This is a genomic window from Qipengyuania sp. NPDC077410 (genome assembly GCF_044543405.1).
GTDB classification, from domain to species: Bacteria; Pseudomonadota; Alphaproteobacteria; order Sphingomonadales; family Sphingomonadaceae; genus Qipengyuania; species Qipengyuania pacifica.
Genome location: NZ_JBITWB010000001.1, coordinates 676,815 through 697,877, shown reverse-complemented (window position 1 = coordinate 697,877; position 21,063 = coordinate 676,815). Strand labels below are relative to the sequence as shown.

Here is a 21,063-nt window from a genome sequence, read left to right as displayed (position 1 = left end):
GAGCGGTGTGGAAAAGGCCATCACCCTCGCTTGTTAACGCTCGTTTCGCGCGCGTAGGGCGAGCCAAGGCTCACACGCGACCAAGGCAAAAGCGCCCGCATGACCACCCCGTTGATTTCCCCTTCGATCCTTTCCGCCGATTTTGCCGCGCTGGGCGAGGAAGTGCGCGCCATCGACAAGGCGGGTGCAGACTGGATACACGTCGATGTGATGGACGGGCATTTCGTGCCCAACATCACCATCGGCCCGGCTGTCGTGAAGGCGCTGCGTCCGCATACGGACAAGCCCTTCGACGTCCATCTGATGATTTCGCCGATCGATCCCTATATCGATGCCTTCGCCGAAGCGGGGGCCGATTTCATTACCGTCCATCCCGAAGCGGGCCCGCATATCCATCGCACGCTGCAGGCAATTCGCGCCGCCGGGGCCAAGCCCGGCGTCGTGCTCAATCCGGGCACCCCGGCCAAGATGCTCGACTACCTGATCGACGAGGTCGACCTCGTACTGGTGATGAGCGTCAATCCCGGGTTCGGCGGGCAGAGCTTCATCCATTCGCAGCTCAAGAAGGTCGAAGCGATCAGGAAGATGATCGACCGGACCGGCCGCGCGATCCACCTCGAGGTGGACGGCGGGGTCAACGCCGAAACGGCGCGGCTCTGCGTCGATGCGGGGGCCGATGTTCTTGTCGCAGGTTCGGCCACCTTCAAGGGCGGGCCGGACTGTTACGCTGCCAATATCGCGGCACTGAAGGGACAATCATGACAGACAGCGCGCGCACTCTCCTGCGCGAGGATCGGCGCGCTCTGGACAATGGCGATGCCCCTGCATTGCCCCTATCCGATATGGACGAACCCCTGGTGGAAAAGACGGTGCCGGAACGGCCCGAGACGGTCCCGCTCGAATCCGCGCGGACCCTTGTTCTGGCAGACTTCCAGCCGCCCCGCACCGGCCCGGTGGATGGCATGGTGCGCTGGGCCTATCGCCTGGGCGTGCCCGGTTCCGTTCTGGCCGCACCGCTGCGCAAGCCTGCGGCACCGCGCCTGCTGGCGACGGTCGTCAGCCCGCTTCAGGGCGACCGCGCGGCGGGTGTGGCGCTGAGGGCCGGACAATTCCTGGTTCATGGGCTGAAGGTTCCGGTCGGCAAGGTCGATTTCTCCAGCAATGCCCAGCTTACCCCGCCCGTCCAGCGCGCGGTGCAGGGGTTTACCTGGTTGCGCGACCTCGGCGCCTGCGCTCCGCGGGAAGATTGCGCCGCGATCGGGCAGGACCTGCTCGCCCGCTGGCTGAAGGCCAATCCGGTGCCCGCCAAAGGCCCGGCATGGACGGTCGAGCATGCCGGTCTGAGGCTGATGGCATGGCTGGTCGGGGCGCCGCTGATCCTGTCGGGCGATGCCCGTCTGCGTTCGCGCGCGCTCGAATCGATGGAAGCGACCGCGCGCTTCCTCGACCGCGAAGTGGCCCGTGCGGAAGATCGACTGGGGCAGGTCGCTGGCTGGTGCGCCATCGTTGCCGCCGGGTTGCTGCTGCCCGATGGCCGCCCGCGCCGCCTGTTTGGCGAAGCGGGCCTGCTGCGCGCGCTGGGGGAACTGGTGAGCGAGGACGGCGGCGTGCTGTCGCGCAGCCCACTGGCGCAAATGGAAGCGATCGCGCTGCTGGTTGACCTGCGGGCCTGTTACGAAGCTGTCGACCGCGACGCACCGCCGGCACTCGAAACGATGCTTGGCCTGCTGGTGCCCCCCTTGCTGACGCTGCGGATGAGCGATCGCGCACTGGGTAGCTGGCAGGGCGCAGGTGCAACTTCTGGCCAGCAGGTGGATGCATTGATCCGGGCCAGCGGCGTGCGCACGCGCCCGATCAAGGACAGCCGGTACTGGGGCTATCAGCGCGCCGATGCGGGCAGGGCGGTGCTGGTGTTCGACGCCGCGCCGCCGCCGCGGGCGCGACATGCACGCCACGGCTGCGCTTCCACCCTGGCATTTGAATTTTCGCACGGCGAACAGCGCATCATCGTCAATTGCGGCGGATCCGAACTTGCCGGAGGGCAGGTGCCGGTGCGGATCGAGCAGGGCCTGCGCGGCACGGCCGCCCATTCGACGCTGGTGCTCGACGATGCCAATTCCACCGCCGTGCTGATCAAGGGGCAGATCGGAAAGGGCGTAGAGGAAGTGGATATCGCCCGTAACGTGGTGAAGCAGAAGGGGCGCGATGCCGTGCGCCTCGAGGCTTCGCACAATGGCTATGCCGCGCGATATGGCCTGATCCACCGGCGTACGCTGCTGCTGGGCGCGGACGGTTCCGGCCTGTCGGGTGAAGACGTTCTCGAACCATCGGGCCGCCAGGGAAAGCGCGGCAAGATCGCCTTTGCGATCCGGTTCCATCTGGGTCATGGGATCGATGCCGGGCTGTCGGACGACATGCGCGGCGCAGGGCTGGCCCTGCCCGACGGAAGCTACTGGCAATTCCGGCTCGGAGGCGATAGCGGCGAGGCGCAAATCGCGATCGAGGACAGCCTCTGGGTCGACGGGCAAGGCCGCCCGCGGGCCACGAAGCAGCTTGTCGTCGAAGGACTGACATCGCGCAGCGGGGGTCGCTTCCCCTGGCTGCTCAAACGCATGGGATAGAAATTCATGACCGACGTGGCGATCAAGCGGGCACTGCTTTCGGTGTCCGACAAGACCGGCTTGCTGGATCTGGGCAAGGCGCTCGCGGCGAAAAATGTGGAACTGGTTTCGACCGGCGGTACCGCCAGGGCCCTGCGCGATGCGGGTCTCGAGGTGCGGGACGTTTCCGATCTGACCGGTTTTCCCGAGATGATGGATGGGCGCGTGAAGACGCTGCACCCGATGGTCCATGGCGGATTGCTGGCGGTACGCGACAATTCCGAGCACGCCGCAGCCATGGAAGAGCACGAAATCGGTGCGATCGATCTCGTCGTGGTCAATCTCTATCCTTTCGAAGCCACAGTCGCGAAGGGCGCGGAGCGGGACGAAATCATCGAGAATATCGATATCGGCGGACCGTCCATGGTGCGCAGCGCCGCCAAGAACCACCAGTTCGTCACGATCGTCACCGATCCCGCCGATTACGATACGCTTGTGGGCGAACTCGAGGCGTCCGGGGCGACGTCGCTGGATTTCCGCCGCAAATGCGCGGCCAAGGCCTTTGCCGCGACTGCCGCTTATGATTCGATGATCAGCCAGTGGTTCGCCTTTGCCGATCAGCAGCAGCTCTTCCCCGATTTCCTGGCCGTCAACGGCCGCGCGCCGGTGGAACTGCGGTATGGCGAAAACCCGCATCAGAAAGCAGCGCTTTATACGCCCGCCGGTCCGCATGGCCACGGTATCGCGCAGGCGGAGCAGCTGCAGGGCAAGGAACTCAGCTACAACAATTACAACGATGCCGATGCCGCGCTGGAGCTTTGCGCCGAATTCGCCGGCGGCGAACCTGCCGTGATCATCGTCAAGCACGCCAACCCCTGCGGCGTGGCTCAGGCGTCCAGTCTCCTCAAGGCATGGAACGAAGCGCTCGCCTGCGACAGCGTTTCGGCCTTTGGCGGGATCGTTGCGGTCAATACCGAACTGGATGGGCCGACCGCCGAAGCGATCTGCGAAATCTTCACCGAAGTCGTGATCGCGCCATCGGTAAGCGAAGAAGCGCGGGCTGTCTTTGCCAGGAAAAAGAATCTGCGCCTTCTCGTCACGGGCGATCTGCCCGATCCGCGGCGCGGCGGTCTGCTGGTCAAGCCGATCACCGGCGGCCTCCTGGTGCAGACGCGGGACAATGGCGCGATCAGCGAGGCCGATCTTAAAGTCGTGACAGAGCGGCAGCCGACGCAGCAGGAACTGAAGGACTGCCTGTTCGCCTGGACCGTGGCCCGTCACGTTAAATCCAACGCGATCGTCTATGCCAAGGACGGCGCCACCGCCGGTATCGGCGCAGGCCAGATGAACCGCCGCGATTCCAGCCGAATCGCAGCCATGAAGGCTGCGGAAGCGGCAGAGAAATACGGCTGGGACACGTCACGCACGGTCGGTAGCGCGGTGGCGTCGGATGCGTTCTTCCCTTTCGCGGACGGTCTGCTGGCCGCCGCCGAGGCGGGGGCCACCGCGATCATCCAGCCGGGTGGTTCCATCCGTGACGACGAGGTGGTTGCCGCAGCCGACGAACATGGCCTCGCCATGGTCTTTACCGGGATGCGCCACTTCCGGCACTGAGCCGGCCCGTTCGATAAACGAAGCTGAATATACGACGACGGACGCATTAAGCGCGTTGCAATGGCAGCGTGTGTAACCATGTGGGACACGTTGACGAAAGAACCCCCCATGAGCCTCTTTACCCCCGACCTCTATCGCAATTTCGGCATCGGCTTCGGTGCCGGCGCCGTTGCCATCCTGCTTGTGAACAGCGGAGAGATCCTCTCTGCCGTGCCGCAACTTATCGCAGCGATACTTTGATGCGTATGCGGGCGACATTCGCCGGTCTTGCGCTGGCGCTGGCGGCTTCCGCCTGCCAGCAGCCGGCCATTGCCGCCGAAGCGACGGTCAATGCGCCGCAGGCGGAGCGTGTTGCCAAGGAAAGCGGCTTGAAGACCGCGATCTTCGCAGGTGGCTGCTTCTGGGGCGTGGAGGCAGTGTTCAGCCATGTGAAGGGCGTGAAAAGTGCCGTCTCGGGCTATCATGGCGGTACGGAACGCCAGGCCAGTTACGATCTGGTGTCCAGCGGGATTACCGATCACGCCGAAGCGGTGAAGATCACCTACGATCCCAAGGTGATCCGTTACGATCAGTTGCTGCGGATCTTCTTCTCGGTCGTTGCCGACCCGACGCAGCTCAATCGCCAGGGTCCGGATACCGGTGCCCAGTATCGCAGCGCCATCGTGCCGATGTCGGCCGAACAGAATGCCGTCGCCAAGGCCTATATCGCGCAGCTCAACGGCGCGGGCCTGTGGTCGAAGCCGATCGTCACCAAGATCGAGCGCGCGCAGGCTTTCTACCCGGCAGAAACCTATCATCAGGACTTCATGGTTCGAAATCCGCGCAACGGGTATATCGTGCGCTGGGATGCACCCAAGGTGAAGGCATTGAAAGCCATGTACCCCGGGGTCTATTCCGCGAGCTTCCAGCGCGACTAGCTTGCGCCGCGGCGCGCCGCGCCCTACCTTTTGGCGCATGGCTGGACATGTACATTCCCACAAGGAACACGAAGGCGACGCTCTGATCGACGCCGCCCGCACGACCCTGACAGGCAGCGGGGAACAATGGACCGGCATGCGCCAGTCCGTCTTCGAAGAACTGGCGCAGCACGACAAGCCGGCCAGCGCTTACGACATTGCCGATAATCTATCGCGCTCTCGCGGAAAGCGGGTGGCGCCCAACAGCGTCTACCGCATCCTCGACCTGTTCGTACGGACCAATCTGGCCAACCGGATCGAAAGCGCCAACGCCTATCTCGTCAACACCCATCCCGGCTGCAGGCACGATTGCATCTTCCTGATCTGCGACGATTGCGGAAAAGCCACGCATATCGACGACGACCGGGTGACCGGCGCCCTGCGCGATGCGGGCAAGGATGCAGGGTTTACCGATGTGCGCCCCGTGGTCGAGCTGCGCGGTCTGTGCGACGATTGCGCCGGCTGACATGCGGCGGCGCGCTGGTCGCCATTAGCGACCAGCCGTTTGTCGACAGCCGCGTGATGTGGGTGTAGAGCGACGTGTTATGACAAGTCGCCCGAAGACGCCGTTGCTCGATACGGTCAATACCCCAGACGATCTCCGCAAGCTCGGCAAGGATCAGTTGCGGCAACTCTCCGACGAATTGCGTGCCGAAATGATCGACGCGGTCGGCCAGACCGGTGGCCATCTGGGATCGGGTCTGGGCGTGGTCGAACTGACCACGGCGATCCACTACGTTTTCAATACGCCGGAAGACAAGCTGGTGTGGGATGTCGGGCATCAGTGCTATCCGCACAAGATCCTGACCGGGCGCCGCGACCGTATCCGCACCCTGCGCCAGGGCGGCGGGCTGAGCGGCTTCACCAAGCGCGCGGAAAGCGAATACGATCCGTTCGGTGCTGCGCACAGCTCGACCTCGATTTCGGCTGCGCTGGGCTTTGCCATGGCCAACAAGATGCAGAACCGCCCGGGGCGCGGCATCGCCGTGATCGGTGACGGCGCGATGAGCGCCGGCATGGCTTATGAAGCGATGAACAATGCCGAACAGGCTGGCAACCGGCTGGTCGTGATCCTCAACGACAACGACATGTCGATCGCGCCTCCCGTTGGCGGGCTGTCCGCCTATCTCGCGCGCATGGTGTCCAGCAGCGAATATCTCGGTCTGCGCTCGATGGCGTCGCGCATCGCGCGCAAGATGGGCCGAAGGGTGTGGGGCGGTCTCGAGAAGGCCGAAGAATACGCCCGCGGCATGGTGACCGGCGGGACGATGTTCGAAGAGCTTGGGTTCTACTACGTCGGCCCGATCGACGGGCACAATCTCGATCATCTCATCCCGGTGCTGGAAAACGTGCGGGACAGCGAACAGGGCCCGGTCCTGATCCATGTCGTGACGACGAAGGGCAAGGGCTATGCCCCTGCCGAAAACAGCGCCGACAAGTACCACGGCGTCGCCAAGTTCGACGTCGTCACCGGCGAACAGAAGAAATCGACGGGCGGCCCGCCCGCCTATCAGAACGTCTTCGGCGAAACGCTGGCGAAGCTGGCGAACGACGATCCGCGCATTTGTGCCATCACCGCCGCTATGCCCAGCGGAACGGGCGTCGATAAATTCGCCAAGGCGCATCCGGACAAGGCCTTCGATGTCGGCATTGCCGAACAGCACGGCGTTACCTTCGCCGCAGGCCTTGCTGCAGAAGGCATGCGGCCTTTCGCGGCTATCTATTCCACCTTCCTGCAGCGCGCCTACGATCAGGTCGTGCATGACGTGGCGATCCAGAACCTGCCCGTACGCTTCGCCATCGACCGCGCCGGGCTGGTCGGCGCCGATGGCTGCACCCACGCGGGAAGCTTCGACATTACCTATCTCGCCACGCTGCCCAATTTCGTGGTCATGGCTGCTGCCGACGAGGCGGAGCTGGCGCACATGACCTACACGGCGGCCGAGTATGACGATGGCCCGATCGCCTTCCGTTACCCGCGCGGTAGCGGTACGGGCGTGGCAATTCCGGACCAGCTGGAAAAGCTCCAAATCGGCAAGGGCCGTGTGGTGCGTGAAGGCACCAAGGTCGCCATCCTTTCGCTCGGTGCCCGGCTGGAAGAAGCCAAGAAGGCCGCAGATCAGCTCGAGGCCAAGGGCCTGTCGACCACGGTGGCCGATATGCGCTTTGCCAAGCCACTGGATACCGCGCTGATCGAGAAGCTGATGCGCAGCCACGAGGTCGTGGTGACGGTAGAGGAAGGCGCCATCGGCGGCCTCGGCGCGCATGTGCTGACCTTTGCCAGCGACGAAGGTCTGACCGACGCGGGGCTCAAGGTGCGCACCATGCGTCTGCCTGACATCTTCCAGGATCAGGACGATCCCGACAAGCAGTATGACGAGGCAGGCCTCAACGCGCCGCATATCGTCGATACGGTGCTCAACGCGCTACGTCACAACAGTGCCGGCGTGGAAGAAGCCCGCGCGTAAGTCGCACCGACCCCTGTCCGCTCCTGGGTTGCGGTGCCGCCGTCGCCTCTGGTACCTCTTCCTGGGAAAGGGGGGCGAGATGTCCGACGAGGGAAATCGGCAGCACGCGATCCGGAAGGCGTGGCACAGATGGTTCACGGTCATGATTCCGCTGATGACGGTCGTCGCCATAGCAACAGTGTCGGGCGCGTTCATTACGGCCTTCGGCGGATTGATCGTGCTGCTCGCTTGCGGCCTCATGTATCAAAGGCTGGTCAATAAACGCTCATGGCGCTCGATCCTCCGGGGCGTCTACGCCCGCGAGGAATGATCGGCTTGGACCGTGCTGTCCTCCGCTCATGGGTGACGAAGCGTGCCCACGCTGGCATGGAAGCCTATGAAAGGACCTTCCGCCCATGACCCTGCTCACCACCCACGCCGCCGATCACGTCACCACGCTTACCCTGAACCGTCCCGAGACGATGAATCCTCTCGGCGCGAAGGGCGACGGGGATGCCTTCGCGGCGGCCTGCGATGCGATCAACGCGGACATGGATGTTCGCTGTGTCATCCTCACCGGAGCGGGACGGGCCTTCAGTGCGGGCGGCGACATCAAGGCGATGAAGGAGCGGACCGGAACATTCGGCGGTACTGCGCCGGAGATTTCCGACGGCTATCGCAACAACATCCACAAGGTGCTGCGCGCGCTGTACAGTCTGCGCGTCCCGCTGATCGCGGCGGTGAACGGGCCAGCGATCGGGCTGGGCTGCGATCTCGCCTGTCTTGCGGACATGCGCATCGCTTCCGACAGGGCGAAGTTCGGCGTTACCTTTCTCAAGCTCGGCATCATTCCCGGCGATGGCGGGACCTGGATCCTGCCGCGCATCATCGGCGAGGCGCGCGCGGCGGAGCTGTTCTACACCGGTGACGTGATCGATGCGCCTACAGCGCTCGACTGGGGCCTCGTCAGCCGCGTCGTCGCGGGCGAGACGCTCATGGACGAGGCGCGCGCGCTGGCTGCCAAGGTGGCTGCCATGCCGCCCCACGCACTGCGGCAGGCCAAGAACCTGATGCGGCAGGGCCGATCCATCAGTTACGATACGGCGCTCGAGATGGCGGCCAATACGCAGGCGCTCATGCACCTGACCGACGATCACATGGAAGGTATCGACGCCCTGCTGGAAAAGCGCGCACCCCGTTTCGAAGGGCGTTAGTCAGCCCACCCACCGCCATATTCCGGCGGGCATGCCATTGGCGTGAATATGTCCATAAGTAGCCCCGAGCCAGATGAGCAGGCCCCCGATCCAAGCGATCGCGCCCGCGTGTACCAGCTTTCCGAAGCGCGGCCAGTAGCTGGTCCGGCTTTGCCAGTCGTCCCAGGCATCGCCCATCAGCGCCCGCTTCTTGCGGTCCTGCATGTGGGCGCCCGCGAGAGCCAGAAAGCCGATCGCGCAGGCCATGATCCACTGTCGCGGCGTCGGGCTGACCAGAACATGGGCAGCGGCCCAGAGGGCGAAGCTCCACATCATCGGATGCCGCGTAACGTGGAAAACGCCGTGCACGGGCAATGCGGCATTCCGGGTTGCCCGCGGATCGGGAAGGGCTGGATTGCGCACGAAGCTGCCCGCCAGCAAAACCGACGCGACCAGCATGATTATCGTGACGACGATCCAGATCGCATCGCTCATTCCATCCCACAGCGGCGTTCCACCCGCGCCGACGCTGCGAAACGCCGTGGCTGCCCAGATGAATGTGGCAAGCGCGACCAGCGAATACAGAATGCGAAAGCCGTTCTCTCCCAGCGCGCCTACCAGCGGCGCGCGAAGCGGATGGGAGAGGGCGAAGTGACTGCCAACGAATGCCACCGACGCGGCCAGCAGGGTAACGAGTGCAGGATCCATCGTGACGCACCTCATGTTTACGGCGTCAACATAACTACCATGTCCTCCCGGTTTTGCAAGCGCCGCGTGCTTTTCGGGTCAGTCGGCCTTTTCGATGCCGAGCAATTGCACCTTGAACAGCAGGGTCGCACCCCCGGGTATCGGGCCCTTGCCGGATGCACCATAGGCAAGGTCTGCCGGTGCTGCGATCTCGATCGTGTCGCCCACACCCATCTCGGGGATCGCCATCTGCCACGCCTTGACCAGCCGATTGAGCGGGAAGGTTGCCGGTTCCCCCCGGTCGAACGAACTGTCGAAGGTCGTGCCGTCGATGAATGTGCCAGCATAGTGCACGGTCACCGTGTCCTCGACACTCGGCTTTTCGTCGCTTCCCGCATAGTCGACATAGCGCCAGCGCAGGCCGCCGGGCATCACGCGCCAGCCACCTGCTGCATCCAGCTTGGTAAGATAGGCTTGCTGCGCGTTCATCCAGGCGATGTCCTGCGACCGGTCGACCGGAGGCGCATCCTGCGCATACAGCGCGTGAAAGCTCACGGCCGCCGCAGCAGCGCCCAATGCGAGCAGGGTAGTGCGCATTTCCTTCATGGCCTTACCAGTCGTATCCCTTGGGCAGGTCGTTCGTATCGAGGTCGCGATAACGATCGCGCAGGCGGCTCTGATGGTTTTCGAGCGGTTGCTCGACGCCATCGATGAATACCTTCACCGGTGTCGATCCGACCTCGAGCGGATCGCCATCCCAGACCACCAGATCGCCGGCCGCACCCTGCGCCAGCGTACCGGCACGTCCATCGATGCCGAGGATACGCGCAGGCACCGAGGTGATCGCAGCCAGCGCCTGTCCCCAGGAAAGGCCCGCCGCACCCGGTACGCGGCCAAGCGCAACGAGATTGCCCGCATACTGGTTGAGGTTGCGCGGGTTTTCCATGGCGCTGGCGTTGATCGCCACCGTCACGCCGGCTTGCACCATGCGCCCGATATTGCTCTGGGTCGAAGCCAGTTCCTCGAAATTTTCGGGCAGATCGTCCAGCCCGTCGGCGATGACGGGAACGCCCGCCGCGGCGATGTCCTGCGCGACAAGCCATCCTTCGCTTGCACCCACGAGCGCCATGTCGAGCCGCGGGAACTCCTTCTTGAGCGCGAGCACGCTGCGGATGTCCGAAGCGCGTTCGACCGCAACCAGCAGCAGTTGTTCTCCGCGCACCACCGGCACCAGCGCCGACGCGTCGAACCGGGTCAGCAACACGTCTCCGGCACGCTCGGCATATTCACCCGACAGACGCGGATCGACCGGCACATCGTCGCCGAAATCGGTTTCGGGACGCGCCGACGACCGACCCGGGATGCGTGCGTCCTCTCCCAACTTCATCGCTTCACGCAGCGCATTGCGGAACAGGACGTGCGCAGCGACACGGCTGCCCCCGGCAATCCGGCCCCCCTGCTCACCCAACGCAACCATCTGAAAGGCGCGCGGACGCATTACGGCGTCGGGATCGGCGCCGAGATCGATGATCGCGCCCTGGCCAGCGAAGATGGAGGCCGAGGGCGATGTCGTGGTCGCAGCGCGGGTCACACCGGCAGCACGGTGGACGAGGATGTGCTGCGAGTTGGGATTGACCGCCGGTGCCACATCGAGCGCGGCGCTGAAGGGCGAGTTGCGGGCAGAACTGTCGTTCGATTCTCCGACACCGCCGACATCGAGCAGACCGAGCGTGGTGATCGCCGCAACGATACCCGGGGTAACCCAGGCACCCTGTCCATCGATCGCGGTCGCGCCGCCCGAGGCAGGCATTCCGGACGCGGGCCCGGCATAGACCACGCGGCCGCTGCGAACGAGCACGGCGCCATTTTCAACGGGTTCGCTTCCATCGCCGGTCGCAACCGTGACCCCGGTGATGGCGACATCCTGCGCGCTGGCCGAATGACCGGCGAATGCGCCGACGAGGCCAAGAGCGATGCCCACGGCACCGAGGGGGGAGAGACGCTTGCTGGCCTTGCTCATTTCACGTCTCCTTCGCCCGGCTGGCCGAGTTCGAAATCGCTTACCGGTCGGCGTTTGCGATCCATGGCATCATACATCAGCGCCCCGTCGATCCAGACCTTCTCCGGCCTTGTATAAACCGACAGCGGATTGCCGTTCCACAGCACGACGTCGGCCATCTTCCCGGGCTCGAGACTGCCGGTCATGTCGCCGATCCCCATGGCCTTGGCCGCATTGTAGGTGAACCAGCCCACCACTTCGGCATCGGGAATATCGATGCCGATGCGACGCCCGGCGGCCTGCGCCTTGGCGGCTTCCTGATTGAGACGCTGAATGCCGTTCGCATCGTCGGAGTGGATGACGACGCAGGCGCCTTCGCGCTGGAGGAAAGCGGCATTTTCCAAGATGCCATCATAGGCTTCCATCTTGAAGCCGTACCAGTCGGCCCAGACGGCGCTGCACACGTCGTTTTCGCGCAGGAGATCGCCGATCTTGTAGGCTTCGACTGCGTGGTGGAAGGCGGTGACCTTATAGCCCATTTCCTTGGCCATATCCATGACCAGCGCCATCTCGTCGGCACGGTAGCAGTGATTGTGGACCAGGATCTCGCCGTCGAGAACGCCCTTCAGCGTTTCCTTGCCGAGATCGCGCTTTTCGCCGTCATAGGCCTGCGCATCCAGCCACATCTGCCGGTTGACCGCGAAATTGCCCATCCGCGTCGAAGGCATCCGTCCCTTGCTGCCGTAGACCCGCTTGGGGTTTTCGCCGCAGGCCATCTTCATGCCGTAGGGTGCGCCGGGGAATTTCATGCCCTGCACGGTGCGGGCGGAAACGTTCTTGAGGGTAACCGAACGACCGCCGGTCAGATTGGCCGATCCGGGCAGGATCTGCAGCGCGGTCACGCCCCCGTTGGCGAGCGCGCGGGTAAAGCCAGGGTCCTGCGGCCAGACCGAATGTTCGGCCCAGACTTCGGGCGTCATCGGGGCGGTCGCTTCATTGCCGTCGGAATGGGCCTCGACGCTGGGGGTGGGATAGTCGCCCAGATGGGAATGGATGTCGATCACGCCGGGGGTGACGAACTTGCCGCTGCCGTCGACGACATCGTATCCCGTCGTGGAAAGAGATGCATCGCCCACGGCGGCAACCTTGCCGTCGCGGAACAGGACCGTGCCATTGTCGATCCGGCCCCCGCGACCGTCGTAGATCGTGGCGCCGACCAGTGCGGTCGGGCGTCCGGGATAGGGTTTATACGTGGAAGGGAACGGCGCATTGCCATCCTTGCCGACGGGTGCGGTCCAGTCGCGCGACGAAGCCGATGCGGTGTCGCCGCCGCCGGTCGTTGAACATCCCGCCACAACGAATGCTGCAGCACAGGCAAGCAAGGCAAATCTAGTCATGAAACCCCCAAATCAGTCGGGCCGGAGCATTGCTGCCCCGGCCCGTGCGGTCAATTACATTCGTCGGCGCCAGCCGGCGTTTTGCCGATTGACCCCGTGCCCGGTCAGACACGCGGGCGGGTTTCGGGATGGATCCCGGCACCCTGCGGTTCGCCCGGACCTTCGGCCTGCCCGAGCAGGTCGTCGCCAACATCGTCGTCACGCAGCGTATCAAGATGCAGCAGCTTTTTCACCAGCGGGCTGATGACCATCACGCCGACACCGATTCCCACGGCCCACCAGCCAACGGTGCCGTAAACATCGAGCACAAGCTGTTTGCCTGCTTCCTCGCCAACTCCCTCCGCACCGGTGGCCGCCGCGATGAGCCCGGCTGCGAAATTGCCGGTGGCCGATGCGAAAAACCAGGTGCCCATCACGAGCGAGGCGATATGAGCCGGACTCAACAGGTTCATGGCGGAAAGACCGACGGGGCTGAGGCACAATTCACCGGTCGTGTGCAGCAGGTAGATAAGGAAGATGAAGATCACCGGTGTCGGAACGTTAACCCCGACGCTTTCCGCACCCCAGACCAGGACCAGGAAGCCTAGACCGACCTGCACCACGGCCAGACCGAATTTCATCGGCGTGCTCGGTTCGGCACCCTTGGCCGCAAGGCCCTGCCACAGCATGGCGAAGAGCGGAGCGAGCAGGACGATGTATATCGCGTTGACGGACTGGAAGATCGAAGCGCTGACACCCTGCGTATCGACATGGCGGTCCGTGAAGAGGTTGAGGCTAGAGCCTGCCTGTTCGAACAGAGCCCAGAACACGATTGAAGTGAGGATCAGGAACATCGCCGCAAAGATGCGGTCGCGCTCGTGGAAGGTTTTCACCAACGACTGCTGGATGAGTACGCCGATCAGAATCAAGAGCGATGCGCCGGCGGTGTACTGCGCCGGATCGCTGCCCTGCGATGCCGCGATCAACGATACGATCAGGCCGACTGCGCTGGAGATATAGATAAAGAATGGAACAGTCGGTGCCTGGCGCCAGGAGCCATAGGCCATCTGGAAAGTAACGATGGCGAGCACATAGGCGACCAGCGCTCCGCCGAATCCGCCGAGCAACACGCCCACCAGCTCCTGGAACTGGATCGCGAGCCAGCACAGCGCGACCATCCCGAGGCCCGCACCGTAGATCAGGTATTCCTTGCCGCCTGCGATCCGTTCCGGATTTTGCGGCTCACCCTTGCCGCGCAGCAGGGGTTTTCCGATGATGAAGAAGACCAAGCCGATCAGCATGCCGAAACCGGCAAGGCCGAAGCCGTACTGCCATCCGACCGTCTGACCGAGATAGCCGCAGATGATCGACGCAGTCGCTGCCCCGACGTTAATGCCCATGTAGAAGATGGTGTAGGCGGGGTCGCGGCGAATGTCGGTGCGGGAATACAGCTGACCGACGAGCACCGAAATGTTCGCCTTGAGGAAGCCCGAACCCACGATGATCAGTGCCAGTGCAAGCCAGAACACGTTGATCATGGGGTTGTCCTGCCCCAGCGTGTTATCGCCTTCGAACGCCATGAAGAAGTGGCCGAAAGTCAACAGCACCGCTCCGAACAGGACTGCCTTGCGTTGTCCGACATATCGATCGGCCAAATATCCACCGACGACCGGCGCAATATAGACCAGTGCGGTATAGGCACCGTAGATGACCGAGGCTTCGGCATCGGAAAACAGCCAGTGCTGGACGAGGTAGAAGATCAGCAGGGCACGCATGCCGTAGTAGGAAAACCGCTCCCACATTTCGGCCATGAACAGCAGGAACAGTCCCTTGGGATGCCCGATCACTTCTTCCTGCGGGCGTGTAACGAGGACCATTCCGCCAATCAGGAATGACGCCAGCGCCACGACCGCAATGCGGAAGGCCCACATTTCGTACGTTGAACCGAATGTGAAAAATACGCCTTCGACCATGTCTACCCGGTATCCTTAATTTACGCCGGAGCCGCGTCGTTGCGCAGGCCCTCCCCGAATTGAGGCGCACATTAACGCCTTTGAGTCGCATGTGAAGCATTAGTTACACAAGTGACCGTCTTGCGGCTGTCTGAACGCTGCGCTGTCGGGAACCTTGCGCGACGCGGTGTATTATGGCACTGAAGCAGTCTGTCGCGGGGAAATGACGATGAAGAACCAGTCAAAGCCGGTCTACCTCAAGCTGCGCGACATGATCGCAGCGGCGATTATCGATGGCCGGTATGCGGAAGGCGACATGCTTCCTTCGGTGCGTGCGCTGGCGGCGGAACAGGGCGCCAATCCGCTCACGGTGGCCAAGGCCTACCAGCAATTCCAGAACGATGGCCTCGTCGAGGTGCAGCGCGGCGTCGGCATGTATGTCGTGCCCGGCGCGGCCGGCCGCCTGCGCAAGAGCGAGCGCGAGGCCTTCCTGCGCGAGGAATGGCCCGAAATCAGGGCGCGCATGGACCGGCTGGGCGTATCGGCCCGCGAACTGCTTGCCGAAGCATGAGAAACACACGAAATTCTGCCGGGCCGGCTTGCGGGTTGACCCGGCTTCTGCCACAGTCGTAAGGCTGGAATCGCGCAGTAAACTGCGGGTTTCCAAGGGTCGCGTTGGAACCAGAAATTTGCGGCCGGAGAGGCCGGGAGCACACCTATGATCCGATCCGAACTCCTCACCGCGCTGGCGCAGGACAATCCAGAATTGCGTGCAGAAGAGGTCGAGCAGGTGGTCGATATCTTTTTCGAAGAGATCGCCCAGCGTCTCGCCGAAGGCGGTCGGGTGGAACTGCGCGGCTTCGGCGCCTTTTCCACGCGCGAACGCGAAGCGCGCAAGGGCCGCAACCCCCGCACCGGCGAAACGGTCGACGTTCCTGCCAAGAGCGTGCCTTACTTCAAACCGGGCAAGGACATGCGCAAACGCCTCAACCAGGAATGAACTGTTCGCCCATGTGCGAACCGTGATTGCCCGCCCGCCCGGCAGCGACTAGGGCGATGCGCTGCAAGCGGGTGTGGCGGAATGGTAGACGCCGGGGACTTAAAATCCCCTGAGCTTTGCTCGTGCGGGTTCGAGTCCCGCCACCCGTACCAGCCGCGTGCGGCATCCGTCCCGCTACTGTACCCGTTTTATCTCCGCATTAACCCCTAACCCCTTATTAGCGCGGTTCGAAGGGGTGTTCGTGCAGTGTTGCCGCAGCAGCCAGTACGCGGCTGTGTGCAATCGGGAAGCAAGGGACGATGGATTACACCAACGGACTCGACACGGGCGAACAGGCGCCTTCCGACACCGCCGATCAGCGCGGCGCACCGCGTTTCGTGTCGCTCATCCGCGCCGCGAAGCTCGTTTGCGGCCAGGGCGAATTCGTCTGCGTCATCCGCGACGTGTCCTCGACCGGTGTGTCGATCCGGACCTTCCATGCCCTGCCGACGGACAAGGCGGTCGCGCTCGAACTCCAGAACGGCGAAACCTACGAACTCGAACTGGTCCGCAGCGACGGCTTCGATGCCAGCTATCGGTTCGCCGCGCCGGTTGCCGTAGATCGCCTGATTCGCGAGAACTGGAGCTATCCCAAGCGCGCCCTGCGGCTTAACATCATGCTGCCGCTGACGGTCACCAGCCTCGCCGGACGGACGGAGGCGTTCACCGTCAACCTGTCGCAGCAGGGCTCGCGCATCGAATGCGACCACGTTTTCGCCATCGATCAGCGGCTGACGATCGGCTGTGAACATATGCCCGATGTGCGTTGCAAAGTGCGTTGGCGCAGGGATGCCAATTACGGCCTAGTGTTCGAAGACACTTTCTCCCTGCGCGAATTCGCCATGCTCGCCGTCAGGGTCCAGTGCCCGATCCTGGTGCAGGACACGATGTAATCCGGACCCCGGCCGAACGGCCTAGGCAGGTTTGAAGTCCATCGCTGCGCCATTGATGCAGTGGCGCTTGCCCGTCGGCTTGGGGCCGTCATCGAAAATATGCCCAAGATGGCCGCCGCAGTCGGCGCAGTGGACCTCGGTCCGCGGATAACCGATCTTGTAATCGGTGGTGGTGCCGACCGCGCCCTTGTCCAGCGCCTGCCAGAAACTGGGCCAGCCGGTTTTGGAATCATATTTGGTCTTGGAACTGTAGACCCCGTTGCCGCATCCCGCGCACACGAATGTGCCGGCCCGCTTCTCGTCATTGAGCGGCGAGGAATAGGGCCGTTCGGTCGCCGCCTCGCGCAGCACCGCAAATTCCTGTTTCGTCAGCTTCTTGCGCCATTGCGCCTCGGAAAGTTTGACCGGGAAATTCTTGGCTTCGGCTCGGCCGGAGCCGCAGGCGGCCAGTGTGGCAAAGCTGACGGACGCGCCGACCCACTCGAGCAGGCGGCGACGGTTGAGGGTATGCTGAGTCATGGTGTCTCGGTTCATGGCATGGGGAATAGCACCCCACGCCTGAACCTACGCTTGAAACGGGTGAAAGGTTACACAGCCTCAGAAATCGGTGATTTCGACCTCGAGCTTGCGGAAGCCGTGGACGAAGTTCGCTTTGACCCGCTCGATGTCCCCGGCAAGATGCACCCGCATGCGCCGTTTGTGCAGTTCTTCAAGCAAGATGCGCAGCTGTAGTTCGGCCAGCCGGGCTCCCACGCAGCGGTGAATGCCATAACCGAAAGCGATGTGGCGGCGGGCGTTTTCGCGGGTCAGGTCCAGCTTGTCGGGGTTTTCGAACACTTCCTCGTCGCGATTGGCCGATAGATACCACAGCACGACCTTGTCCCCGGCCTTGATCTGCTGGCCGAATACCTCGGTGTCTTCCACGCAGGTGCGGCGCATATGGGCCAGCGGGGTCTGCATGCGCAGCATTTCCTGCACGGCATTCGGAATGATCGAAGGATCCTGCTCGAACAGCTTGCGCTGCTCGGGATTCTTGTCGAGCTGATAGACGAAACCGCTCATCGAATTGCGCGTGGTGTCGTTGCCGCCAACGATCAGCAGGATCAGATTGCCCATGAATTCCTGCGGGCTCATCTGGTTCATGGCTTCGGAATGGATCATCATGGAAATCAGATCGTCGCCCGGTTCCTTGTCGTGCGTGCGCTCGATCCATAGCGACTGGAAATAGGCCGCCATTTCCTGAAGTATGCCCCAGCGCACCTCGTCCAGCTCGCGTACGGTGGCCAGCTCCGTGTCGCCCGACCAGTCGGACCAGAACGTCAGCAGGCGGCGGTCCTCCCAGGGGAACCCGAACAGGATCGCCAGCATGCCGGTGGTCAGTTCGATGCTGACGGTGTCGACCCAGTCGAACACCTCGCCGCGGGGTAGGGAATCCAGCAGTTCGCCGGTGCGCTGGCGAATCTCCCCTTCCATCTCGGCCATGCCGCTGGGCGTGAACTTGGGCGCAACGGTGCGCCGCTGGCCGGTGTGCTGGGGCCGGTCCATGGCAATGAACATCGGCAGTTCGCGGCGTTCGTCCAGCCCGCGCTCGGCAAGCTGCTCATCGGTCAGTCGCTCGAGGATAGTGATCCCGCCATGCTCCCAGCTTGAAGAGAACGTATCGGGCAGGGCCTCGATATGCTGGATCGCCTTGTGACCAACCACGGCCCAGTACGGGCCGAAGGGGCTGTCATCGATATAGTGCAGGGGCCCGGCTTCGCGCATTTCGCGGAAGATCGGATGCCACGTATTCTCGGCATAAATATCGCTGCGGCTGACATCCCATTTGTGGGGATGATGCAGCTTGTCTTCGGGGTGTTCCGCGAAATGCTGTTTCAGCGCCTGATGGGCACTGGGCGATGTGCGGCACTGGGGGCGTTCGATTGCAGCGGTTGCCATGTCTCTCTCCTCTCGAGAGGGGGCGATTCTTTACGTTCAGCCTCCCTCTTTCCCGCCATCCTGCCCTAACTGACACGTGTGTCAATAGTGCGTTGCAAATCGCCACCGATCTTTCGGTCAGCTTCGCCGGTCAGGGCCCTGCGATTGCCGGCATCACGCCGATCGTGCCTTGCCGAACCGCGGCTTTCGCGCGCGTCCGCCCTTGCCCGATTTCATCACGCGCCGCCGGAAGATCATCGCGCCGAACCTCACGAACAGGATCACGCACAGGGCCTGCCAGGCCAGGGCCAGCATATGCGGCCACAAGGCTTCCGATTGTGCGGCGCGGGCCAGCATCGCGAAAGGTGAGGATAGCGGGAAAATCGCTGCGCCGATCTCCAGGGGCGATCCAGGGCTGGTGATCGCGGAAGCGGCCAGGAAGAACACCAGCAATTGCGCCATGGTGACAGGCATCGACATGGTCTGCACTTCGCGCACGGTCGCCGCCATTCCGCCGATCGTCAGGAACAGCGACCCCAGCAGCAGATAGCCCATTGCGAAATAGACGATCCCGAAGGCGATGAAGAGCGGCCAGCCCAGCGCCGGTTCGGGCAATTGCGGCAGGGCATTACCGGCCAGCAGGGCTATCGCCCCGCCCGCTACGGCCCACACGGCGATCCCCACGAAGCTGACGCCCAGCATGGCGACCAGTTTGCCCAGAAACACGGCGTCCATCGGAATGGCCGCTGCGAGGACCTCGATGACCTTGTTCGCCTTTTCCTCGACCAGATTGGACAGCACCATTCCGGCCAGCAGCATCATCAGCAGGAAAAGCAGCAATTGCCCAGCCTGCGCCGTACGGATGCGGTCGGTGCGTTGCGCAGCGACACTGGTCTCGACCGGGTTCTCCTGGACTGCTGGGAAGGATGCGACGGTTCCCGTCCGCGCCTCCGCAGCGATCAGGGCGATCGGGCCGCGCCAGAAGTCGATGCTATCCTGCGGGCCGGTCAGTTGCGGGGCCCCGGGTGTACCACTGACGACGGCGATGTAGTTCCTGCTCTTTTCGCGCAGGATCGCCTCGGGCCTTTCGGCGCTGCTGGCAATGCCCAGTTCGGGCAGCGCCATACCGATTTGCGGCGCCAGCCGGGCTCTGGCCTCGACCATCGCTTGGGCATCGGGTTCGCTCATGGCAACGGCCACCAGCCTCGTGTTTGCATCGCGCTGCACCTGACCGCCGATCCCGCCTGCCATCGCACCGATGATGATCGGGAACAGAGGGCCGAGCAGGAAAAAGAAGAATGCCCGGCTGAAGAGGATGGCATGGAAGTCGCGCCGGGCAACGACGCGGGCCGCTTCGAACAGCGACAGGCGCGTGGTATCGCTCATTGCCCGGTTCCTTCACCGCTGCCCTCGCGAAGCGCGCGGGCCGCTGCTTCGCCGGCTATCTCGACGAAGGCATCGTGCAGGCCGGCGCGCTCGATCGACAGTGACAGGATTCCGGCTTCTCCCTCGATCAGGGGTTTCAGCAAAGCTTCGATTCCGCTCTCTGGCACGGGGAAATACCAGAAATGGCTGCCGTTGGCCTTCACGTCGTGGCGGGTGTCTGCGGGCAGGGCGCTGCACCAGACGCCTTCGCCGGTGCGCGTCTCCAGCCGGACCTGCGCAGGAATGCGGTCGCGCGCCACATCCACCGATCCGGCATAGGGCACCTTGCCTCCGGCAATGATCGCCACTTCATCGCACAGTCGTTCGGCGTGGTGGATGACGTGAGTGGAAAAGATGACTGTCGTTCCGCCCAGGGCCAGTTCGCGAATCATTGTTTCCAGCTTGCCCTGATTGATCGCGTCGAGCCCGCTGAACGGTTCGTCCAGCACCACCAGCTTCGGGCGATGCACCAGCGTGCCGAGCAATTGTACAGTCTGCGCCATGCCCTTCGACAATTGGCGGATCTGCCGGTCGATCGCATGGCCCATGCCGTGCCCTTCCAGCAATTCACGTCCACGCGCCTTGCCTTCGGCCAGCGGCAGGCCGCGCAGTGCGCCCATGAACGCGATCGCATCGTCGCATTTCATTGCGGGATACAGGCCGCGTTCCTCGGGCAGGTAGCCGATCAGCTTGGCAACTTCGTGCGGACGGTCGTTGCCGAACACGCGGCGCACGCCTTCGTCGGGGTCGATGATGCCCAGCAACATCCGCAGTGTCGTCGTCTTGCCTGCGCCGTTGGGGCCCAGAATGCCGTAGATCGCGCCTTCGGACACGGAAATATCCACCCCGTCGACAGCCAGTGTGTCGTCGAAGCGCTTGACCAGTCCGCGCGCCTCGATAGCGAGCGGACGATGGCCGTCGGCCGGGGGTCGCGTCATGGTGCCTGTCTCGGTAAGCATGGGCGC

Annotated in this window: 21 protein-coding genes and 1 tRNA gene; 13 read left to right on the top strand and 9 right to left on the bottom strand. The window is 63.5% G+C overall.

Translation table 11 applies throughout. The features are described from left to right. The first annotated feature begins 99 nt into the window (after positions 1-99). The 9 genes from rpe (at position 100) to ACIGGE_RS03395 (ending at position 8,831) form a co-directional block, all read left to right on the top strand. A complete protein-coding gene (gene rpe / locus ACIGGE_RS03435) occupies positions 100-762 on the top strand; it encodes a ribulose-phosphate 3-epimerase (protein ID WP_397489444.1) in 663 nt (220 codons plus the stop codon). After that, a complete protein-coding gene (locus tag ACIGGE_RS03430; protein WP_103023907.1) occupies positions 759-2,621 on the top strand; it encodes a heparinase II/III family protein in 1,863 nt (620 codons plus the stop codon). The genes rpe and ACIGGE_RS03430 overlap by 4 nt, the downstream gene beginning before the upstream one ends. Positions 2,622-2,627: 6 nt before the next feature. After that, positions 2,628-4,214, top strand: a complete 1,587-nt coding sequence (gene purH / locus ACIGGE_RS03425) for a bifunctional phosphoribosylaminoimidazolecarboxamide formyltransferase/IMP cyclohydrolase (protein ID WP_397489443.1) — start codon at positions 2,628-2,630, stop codon at positions 4,212-4,214. A 108-nt stretch (positions 4,215-4,322) separates the two neighbouring features. After that, the gene (locus ACIGGE_RS03420) at positions 4,323-4,454 is read left to right on the top strand and encodes a hypothetical protein (protein WP_255407940.1); all 132 of its coding nucleotides are present in this window, start codon (positions 4,323-4,325) and stop codon (positions 4,452-4,454) included. After that, on the top strand, positions 4,454-5,131 hold the full coding sequence (msrA, locus tag ACIGGE_RS03415; protein WP_103023909.1) for a peptide-methionine (S)-S-oxide reductase MsrA: 678 nt from the start codon (positions 4,454-4,456) through the stop codon (positions 5,129-5,131). Before ACIGGE_RS03420 ends, msrA begins: the two co-directional genes overlap by 1 nt. Before the next feature lie 37 nt (positions 5,132-5,168). After that, complete coding sequence (locus tag ACIGGE_RS03410) at positions 5,169-5,636, top strand: Fur family transcriptional regulator (RefSeq protein ID WP_103023910.1); 468 nt, start codon at positions 5,169-5,171, stop codon at positions 5,634-5,636. 79 nt (positions 5,637-5,715) lie between these two features. Next, positions 5,716-7,638, top strand: a complete 1,923-nt coding sequence (gene dxs / locus ACIGGE_RS03405; protein WP_397489442.1) for a 1-deoxy-D-xylulose-5-phosphate synthase — start codon at positions 5,716-5,718, stop codon at positions 7,636-7,638. A 79-nt stretch (positions 7,639-7,717) separates the two neighbouring features. Continuing rightward, complete coding sequence (locus tag ACIGGE_RS03400) at positions 7,718-7,948, top strand: hypothetical protein (protein WP_397489441.1); 231 nt, start codon at positions 7,718-7,720, stop codon at positions 7,946-7,948. Between the two features lie 85 nt (positions 7,949-8,033). Continuing rightward, on the top strand, positions 8,034-8,831 hold the full coding sequence (locus ACIGGE_RS03395; RefSeq protein ID WP_397489440.1) for a crotonase/enoyl-CoA hydratase family protein: 798 nt from the start codon (positions 8,034-8,036) through the stop codon (positions 8,829-8,831). Here the strand turns inward: ACIGGE_RS03395 and ACIGGE_RS03390 are convergent, their stop codons facing one another. From ACIGGE_RS03390 to ACIGGE_RS03370, 5 genes are all read right to left on the bottom strand, one after another. Further along, positions 8,832-9,518, bottom strand: coding sequence for an NnrU family protein (locus ACIGGE_RS03390; RefSeq protein ID WP_397489439.1), 687 nt, complete (start codon positions 9,516-9,518; stop codon positions 8,832-8,834). Between the two features lie 78 nt (positions 9,519-9,596). Next, on the bottom strand, positions 9,597-10,094 hold the full coding sequence (locus ACIGGE_RS03385) for an FKBP-type peptidyl-prolyl cis-trans isomerase (protein ID WP_301643187.1): 498 nt from the start codon (positions 10,092-10,094) through the stop codon (positions 9,597-9,599). 13 nt (positions 10,095-10,107) lie between these two features. Beyond that, entirely contained in the window at positions 10,108-11,517 is a 1,410-nt protein-coding gene (locus ACIGGE_RS03380) for an amidohydrolase family protein (RefSeq protein WP_397489438.1), read from the bottom strand. After that, positions 11,514-12,893, bottom strand: a complete 1,380-nt coding sequence (locus tag ACIGGE_RS03375; protein ID WP_222826993.1) for an amidohydrolase — start codon at positions 12,891-12,893, stop codon at positions 11,514-11,516. Before ACIGGE_RS03375 ends, ACIGGE_RS03380 begins: the two co-directional genes overlap by 4 nt. Positions 12,894-12,997: 104 nt before the next feature. Continuing rightward, positions 12,998-14,845, bottom strand: coding sequence for a peptide MFS transporter (locus ACIGGE_RS03370; RefSeq protein ID WP_397489437.1), 1,848 nt, complete (start codon positions 14,843-14,845; stop codon positions 12,998-13,000). Positions 14,846-15,053: 208 nt separating this feature from the next. On the opposite strand from ACIGGE_RS03370, the gene ACIGGE_RS03365 reads away from it, so the two are divergent. The 4 genes from ACIGGE_RS03365 to ACIGGE_RS03350 all read left to right on the top strand — a co-directional run bounded on the left by ACIGGE_RS03365 (position 15,054) and on the right by ACIGGE_RS03350 (position 16,756). Beyond that, a complete protein-coding gene (locus ACIGGE_RS03365; RefSeq protein WP_196847175.1) occupies positions 15,054-15,395 on the top strand; it encodes a GntR family transcriptional regulator in 342 nt (113 codons plus the stop codon). A 147-nt stretch (positions 15,396-15,542) separates the two neighbouring features. Beyond that, positions 15,543-15,824, top strand: a complete 282-nt coding sequence (locus ACIGGE_RS03360; protein WP_103023920.1) for an integration host factor subunit beta — start codon at positions 15,543-15,545, stop codon at positions 15,822-15,824. 67 nt (positions 15,825-15,891) lie between these two features. Beyond that, positions 15,892-15,976, top strand: a tRNA-Leu gene (locus tag ACIGGE_RS03355). Between the two features lie 147 nt (positions 15,977-16,123). Continuing rightward, a complete protein-coding gene (locus ACIGGE_RS03350) occupies positions 16,124-16,756 on the top strand; it encodes a PilZ domain-containing protein (RefSeq protein WP_103023921.1) in 633 nt (210 codons plus the stop codon). A gap of 21 nt (positions 16,757-16,777) precedes the next feature. On the opposite strand, the gene msrB is transcribed toward ACIGGE_RS03350, so the two are convergent. The 4 genes from msrB to ACIGGE_RS03330 form a co-directional block, all read right to left on the bottom strand. Next, on the bottom strand, positions 16,778-17,275 hold the full coding sequence (gene msrB / locus ACIGGE_RS03345; protein ID WP_103024104.1) for a peptide-methionine (R)-S-oxide reductase MsrB: 498 nt from the start codon (positions 17,273-17,275) through the stop codon (positions 16,778-16,780). 78 nt (positions 17,276-17,353) lie between these two features. Continuing rightward, entirely contained in the window at positions 17,354-18,694 is a 1,341-nt protein-coding gene (locus ACIGGE_RS03340) for a cytochrome P450 (protein ID WP_103023922.1), read from the bottom strand. A gap of 153 nt (positions 18,695-18,847) precedes the next feature. Further along, a complete protein-coding gene (locus ACIGGE_RS03335; RefSeq protein WP_397489436.1) occupies positions 18,848-20,059 on the bottom strand; it encodes an ABC transporter permease in 1,212 nt (403 codons plus the stop codon). After that, the gene (locus tag ACIGGE_RS03330; protein WP_397489435.1) at positions 20,056-21,057 is read right to left on the bottom strand and encodes an ABC transporter ATP-binding protein; all 1,002 of its coding nucleotides are present in this window, start codon (positions 21,055-21,057) and stop codon (positions 20,056-20,058) included. Before ACIGGE_RS03330 ends, ACIGGE_RS03335 begins: the two co-directional genes overlap by 4 nt. Between the last annotated feature and the right edge of the window lie 6 nt (positions 21,058-21,063).

Bases quoted from the DNA above. Each gene is read 5' to 3' on its own strand.
- rpe (WP_397489444.1), top strand. From the start codon at position 100: ATGACCACCCCGTTGATTTCCCCTTCGATCCTTTCCGCCGATTTTGCC.
- ACIGGE_RS03430 (WP_103023907.1), top strand. From the start codon at position 759: ATGACAGACAGCGCGCGCACTCTCCTGCGCGAGGATCGGCGCGCTCTG.
- purH (WP_397489443.1), top strand. From the start codon at position 2,628: ATGACCGACGTGGCGATCAAGCGGGCACTGCTTTCGGTGTCCGACAAG.
- ACIGGE_RS03420 (WP_255407940.1), top strand. From the start codon at position 4,323: ATGAGCCTCTTTACCCCCGACCTCTATCGCAATTTCGGCATCGGCTTC.
- msrA (WP_103023909.1), top strand. From the start codon at position 4,454: ATGCGTATGCGGGCGACATTCGCCGGTCTTGCGCTGGCGCTGGCGGCT.
- ACIGGE_RS03410 (WP_103023910.1), top strand. From the start codon at position 5,169: ATGGCTGGACATGTACATTCCCACAAGGAACACGAAGGCGACGCTCTG.
- dxs (WP_397489442.1), top strand. From the start codon at position 5,716: ATGACAAGTCGCCCGAAGACGCCGTTGCTCGATACGGTCAATACCCCA.
- ACIGGE_RS03400 (WP_397489441.1), top strand. From the start codon at position 7,718: ATGTCCGACGAGGGAAATCGGCAGCACGCGATCCGGAAGGCGTGGCAC.
- ACIGGE_RS03395 (WP_397489440.1), top strand. From the start codon at position 8,034: ATGACCCTGCTCACCACCCACGCCGCCGATCACGTCACCACGCTTACC.
- ACIGGE_RS03390 (WP_397489439.1), bottom strand. From the start codon at position 9,518: ATGGATCCTGCACTCGTTACCCTGCTGGCCGCGTCGGTGGCATTCGTT.
- ACIGGE_RS03385 (WP_301643187.1), bottom strand. From the start codon at position 10,094: ATGCGCACTACCCTGCTCGCATTGGGCGCTGCTGCGGCGGCCGTGAGC.
- ACIGGE_RS03380 (WP_397489438.1), bottom strand. From the start codon at position 11,517: ATGAGCAAGGCCAGCAAGCGTCTCTCCCCCCTCGGTGCCGTGGGCATC.
- ACIGGE_RS03375 (WP_222826993.1), bottom strand. From the start codon at position 12,893: ATGACTAGATTTGCCTTGCTTGCCTGTGCTGCAGCATTCGTTGTGGCG.
- ACIGGE_RS03370 (WP_397489437.1), bottom strand. From the start codon at position 14,845: ATGGTCGAAGGCGTATTTTTCACATTCGGTTCAACGTACGAAATGTGG.
- ACIGGE_RS03365 (WP_196847175.1), top strand. From the start codon at position 15,054: ATGAAGAACCAGTCAAAGCCGGTCTACCTCAAGCTGCGCGACATGATC.
- ACIGGE_RS03360 (WP_103023920.1), top strand. From the start codon at position 15,543: ATGATCCGATCCGAACTCCTCACCGCGCTGGCGCAGGACAATCCAGAA.
- ACIGGE_RS03350 (WP_103023921.1), top strand. From the start codon at position 16,124: ATGGATTACACCAACGGACTCGACACGGGCGAACAGGCGCCTTCCGAC.
- msrB (WP_103024104.1), bottom strand. From the start codon at position 17,275: ATGACTCAGCATACCCTCAACCGTCGCCGCCTGCTCGAGTGGGTCGGC.
- ACIGGE_RS03340 (WP_103023922.1), bottom strand. From the start codon at position 18,694: ATGGCAACCGCTGCAATCGAACGCCCCCAGTGCCGCACATCGCCCAGT.
- ACIGGE_RS03335 (WP_397489436.1), bottom strand. From the start codon at position 20,059: ATGAGCGATACCACGCGCCTGTCGCTGTTCGAAGCGGCCCGCGTCGTT.
- ACIGGE_RS03330 (WP_397489435.1), bottom strand. From the start codon at position 21,057: ATGCTTACCGAGACAGGCACCATGACGCGACCCCCGGCCGACGGCCAT.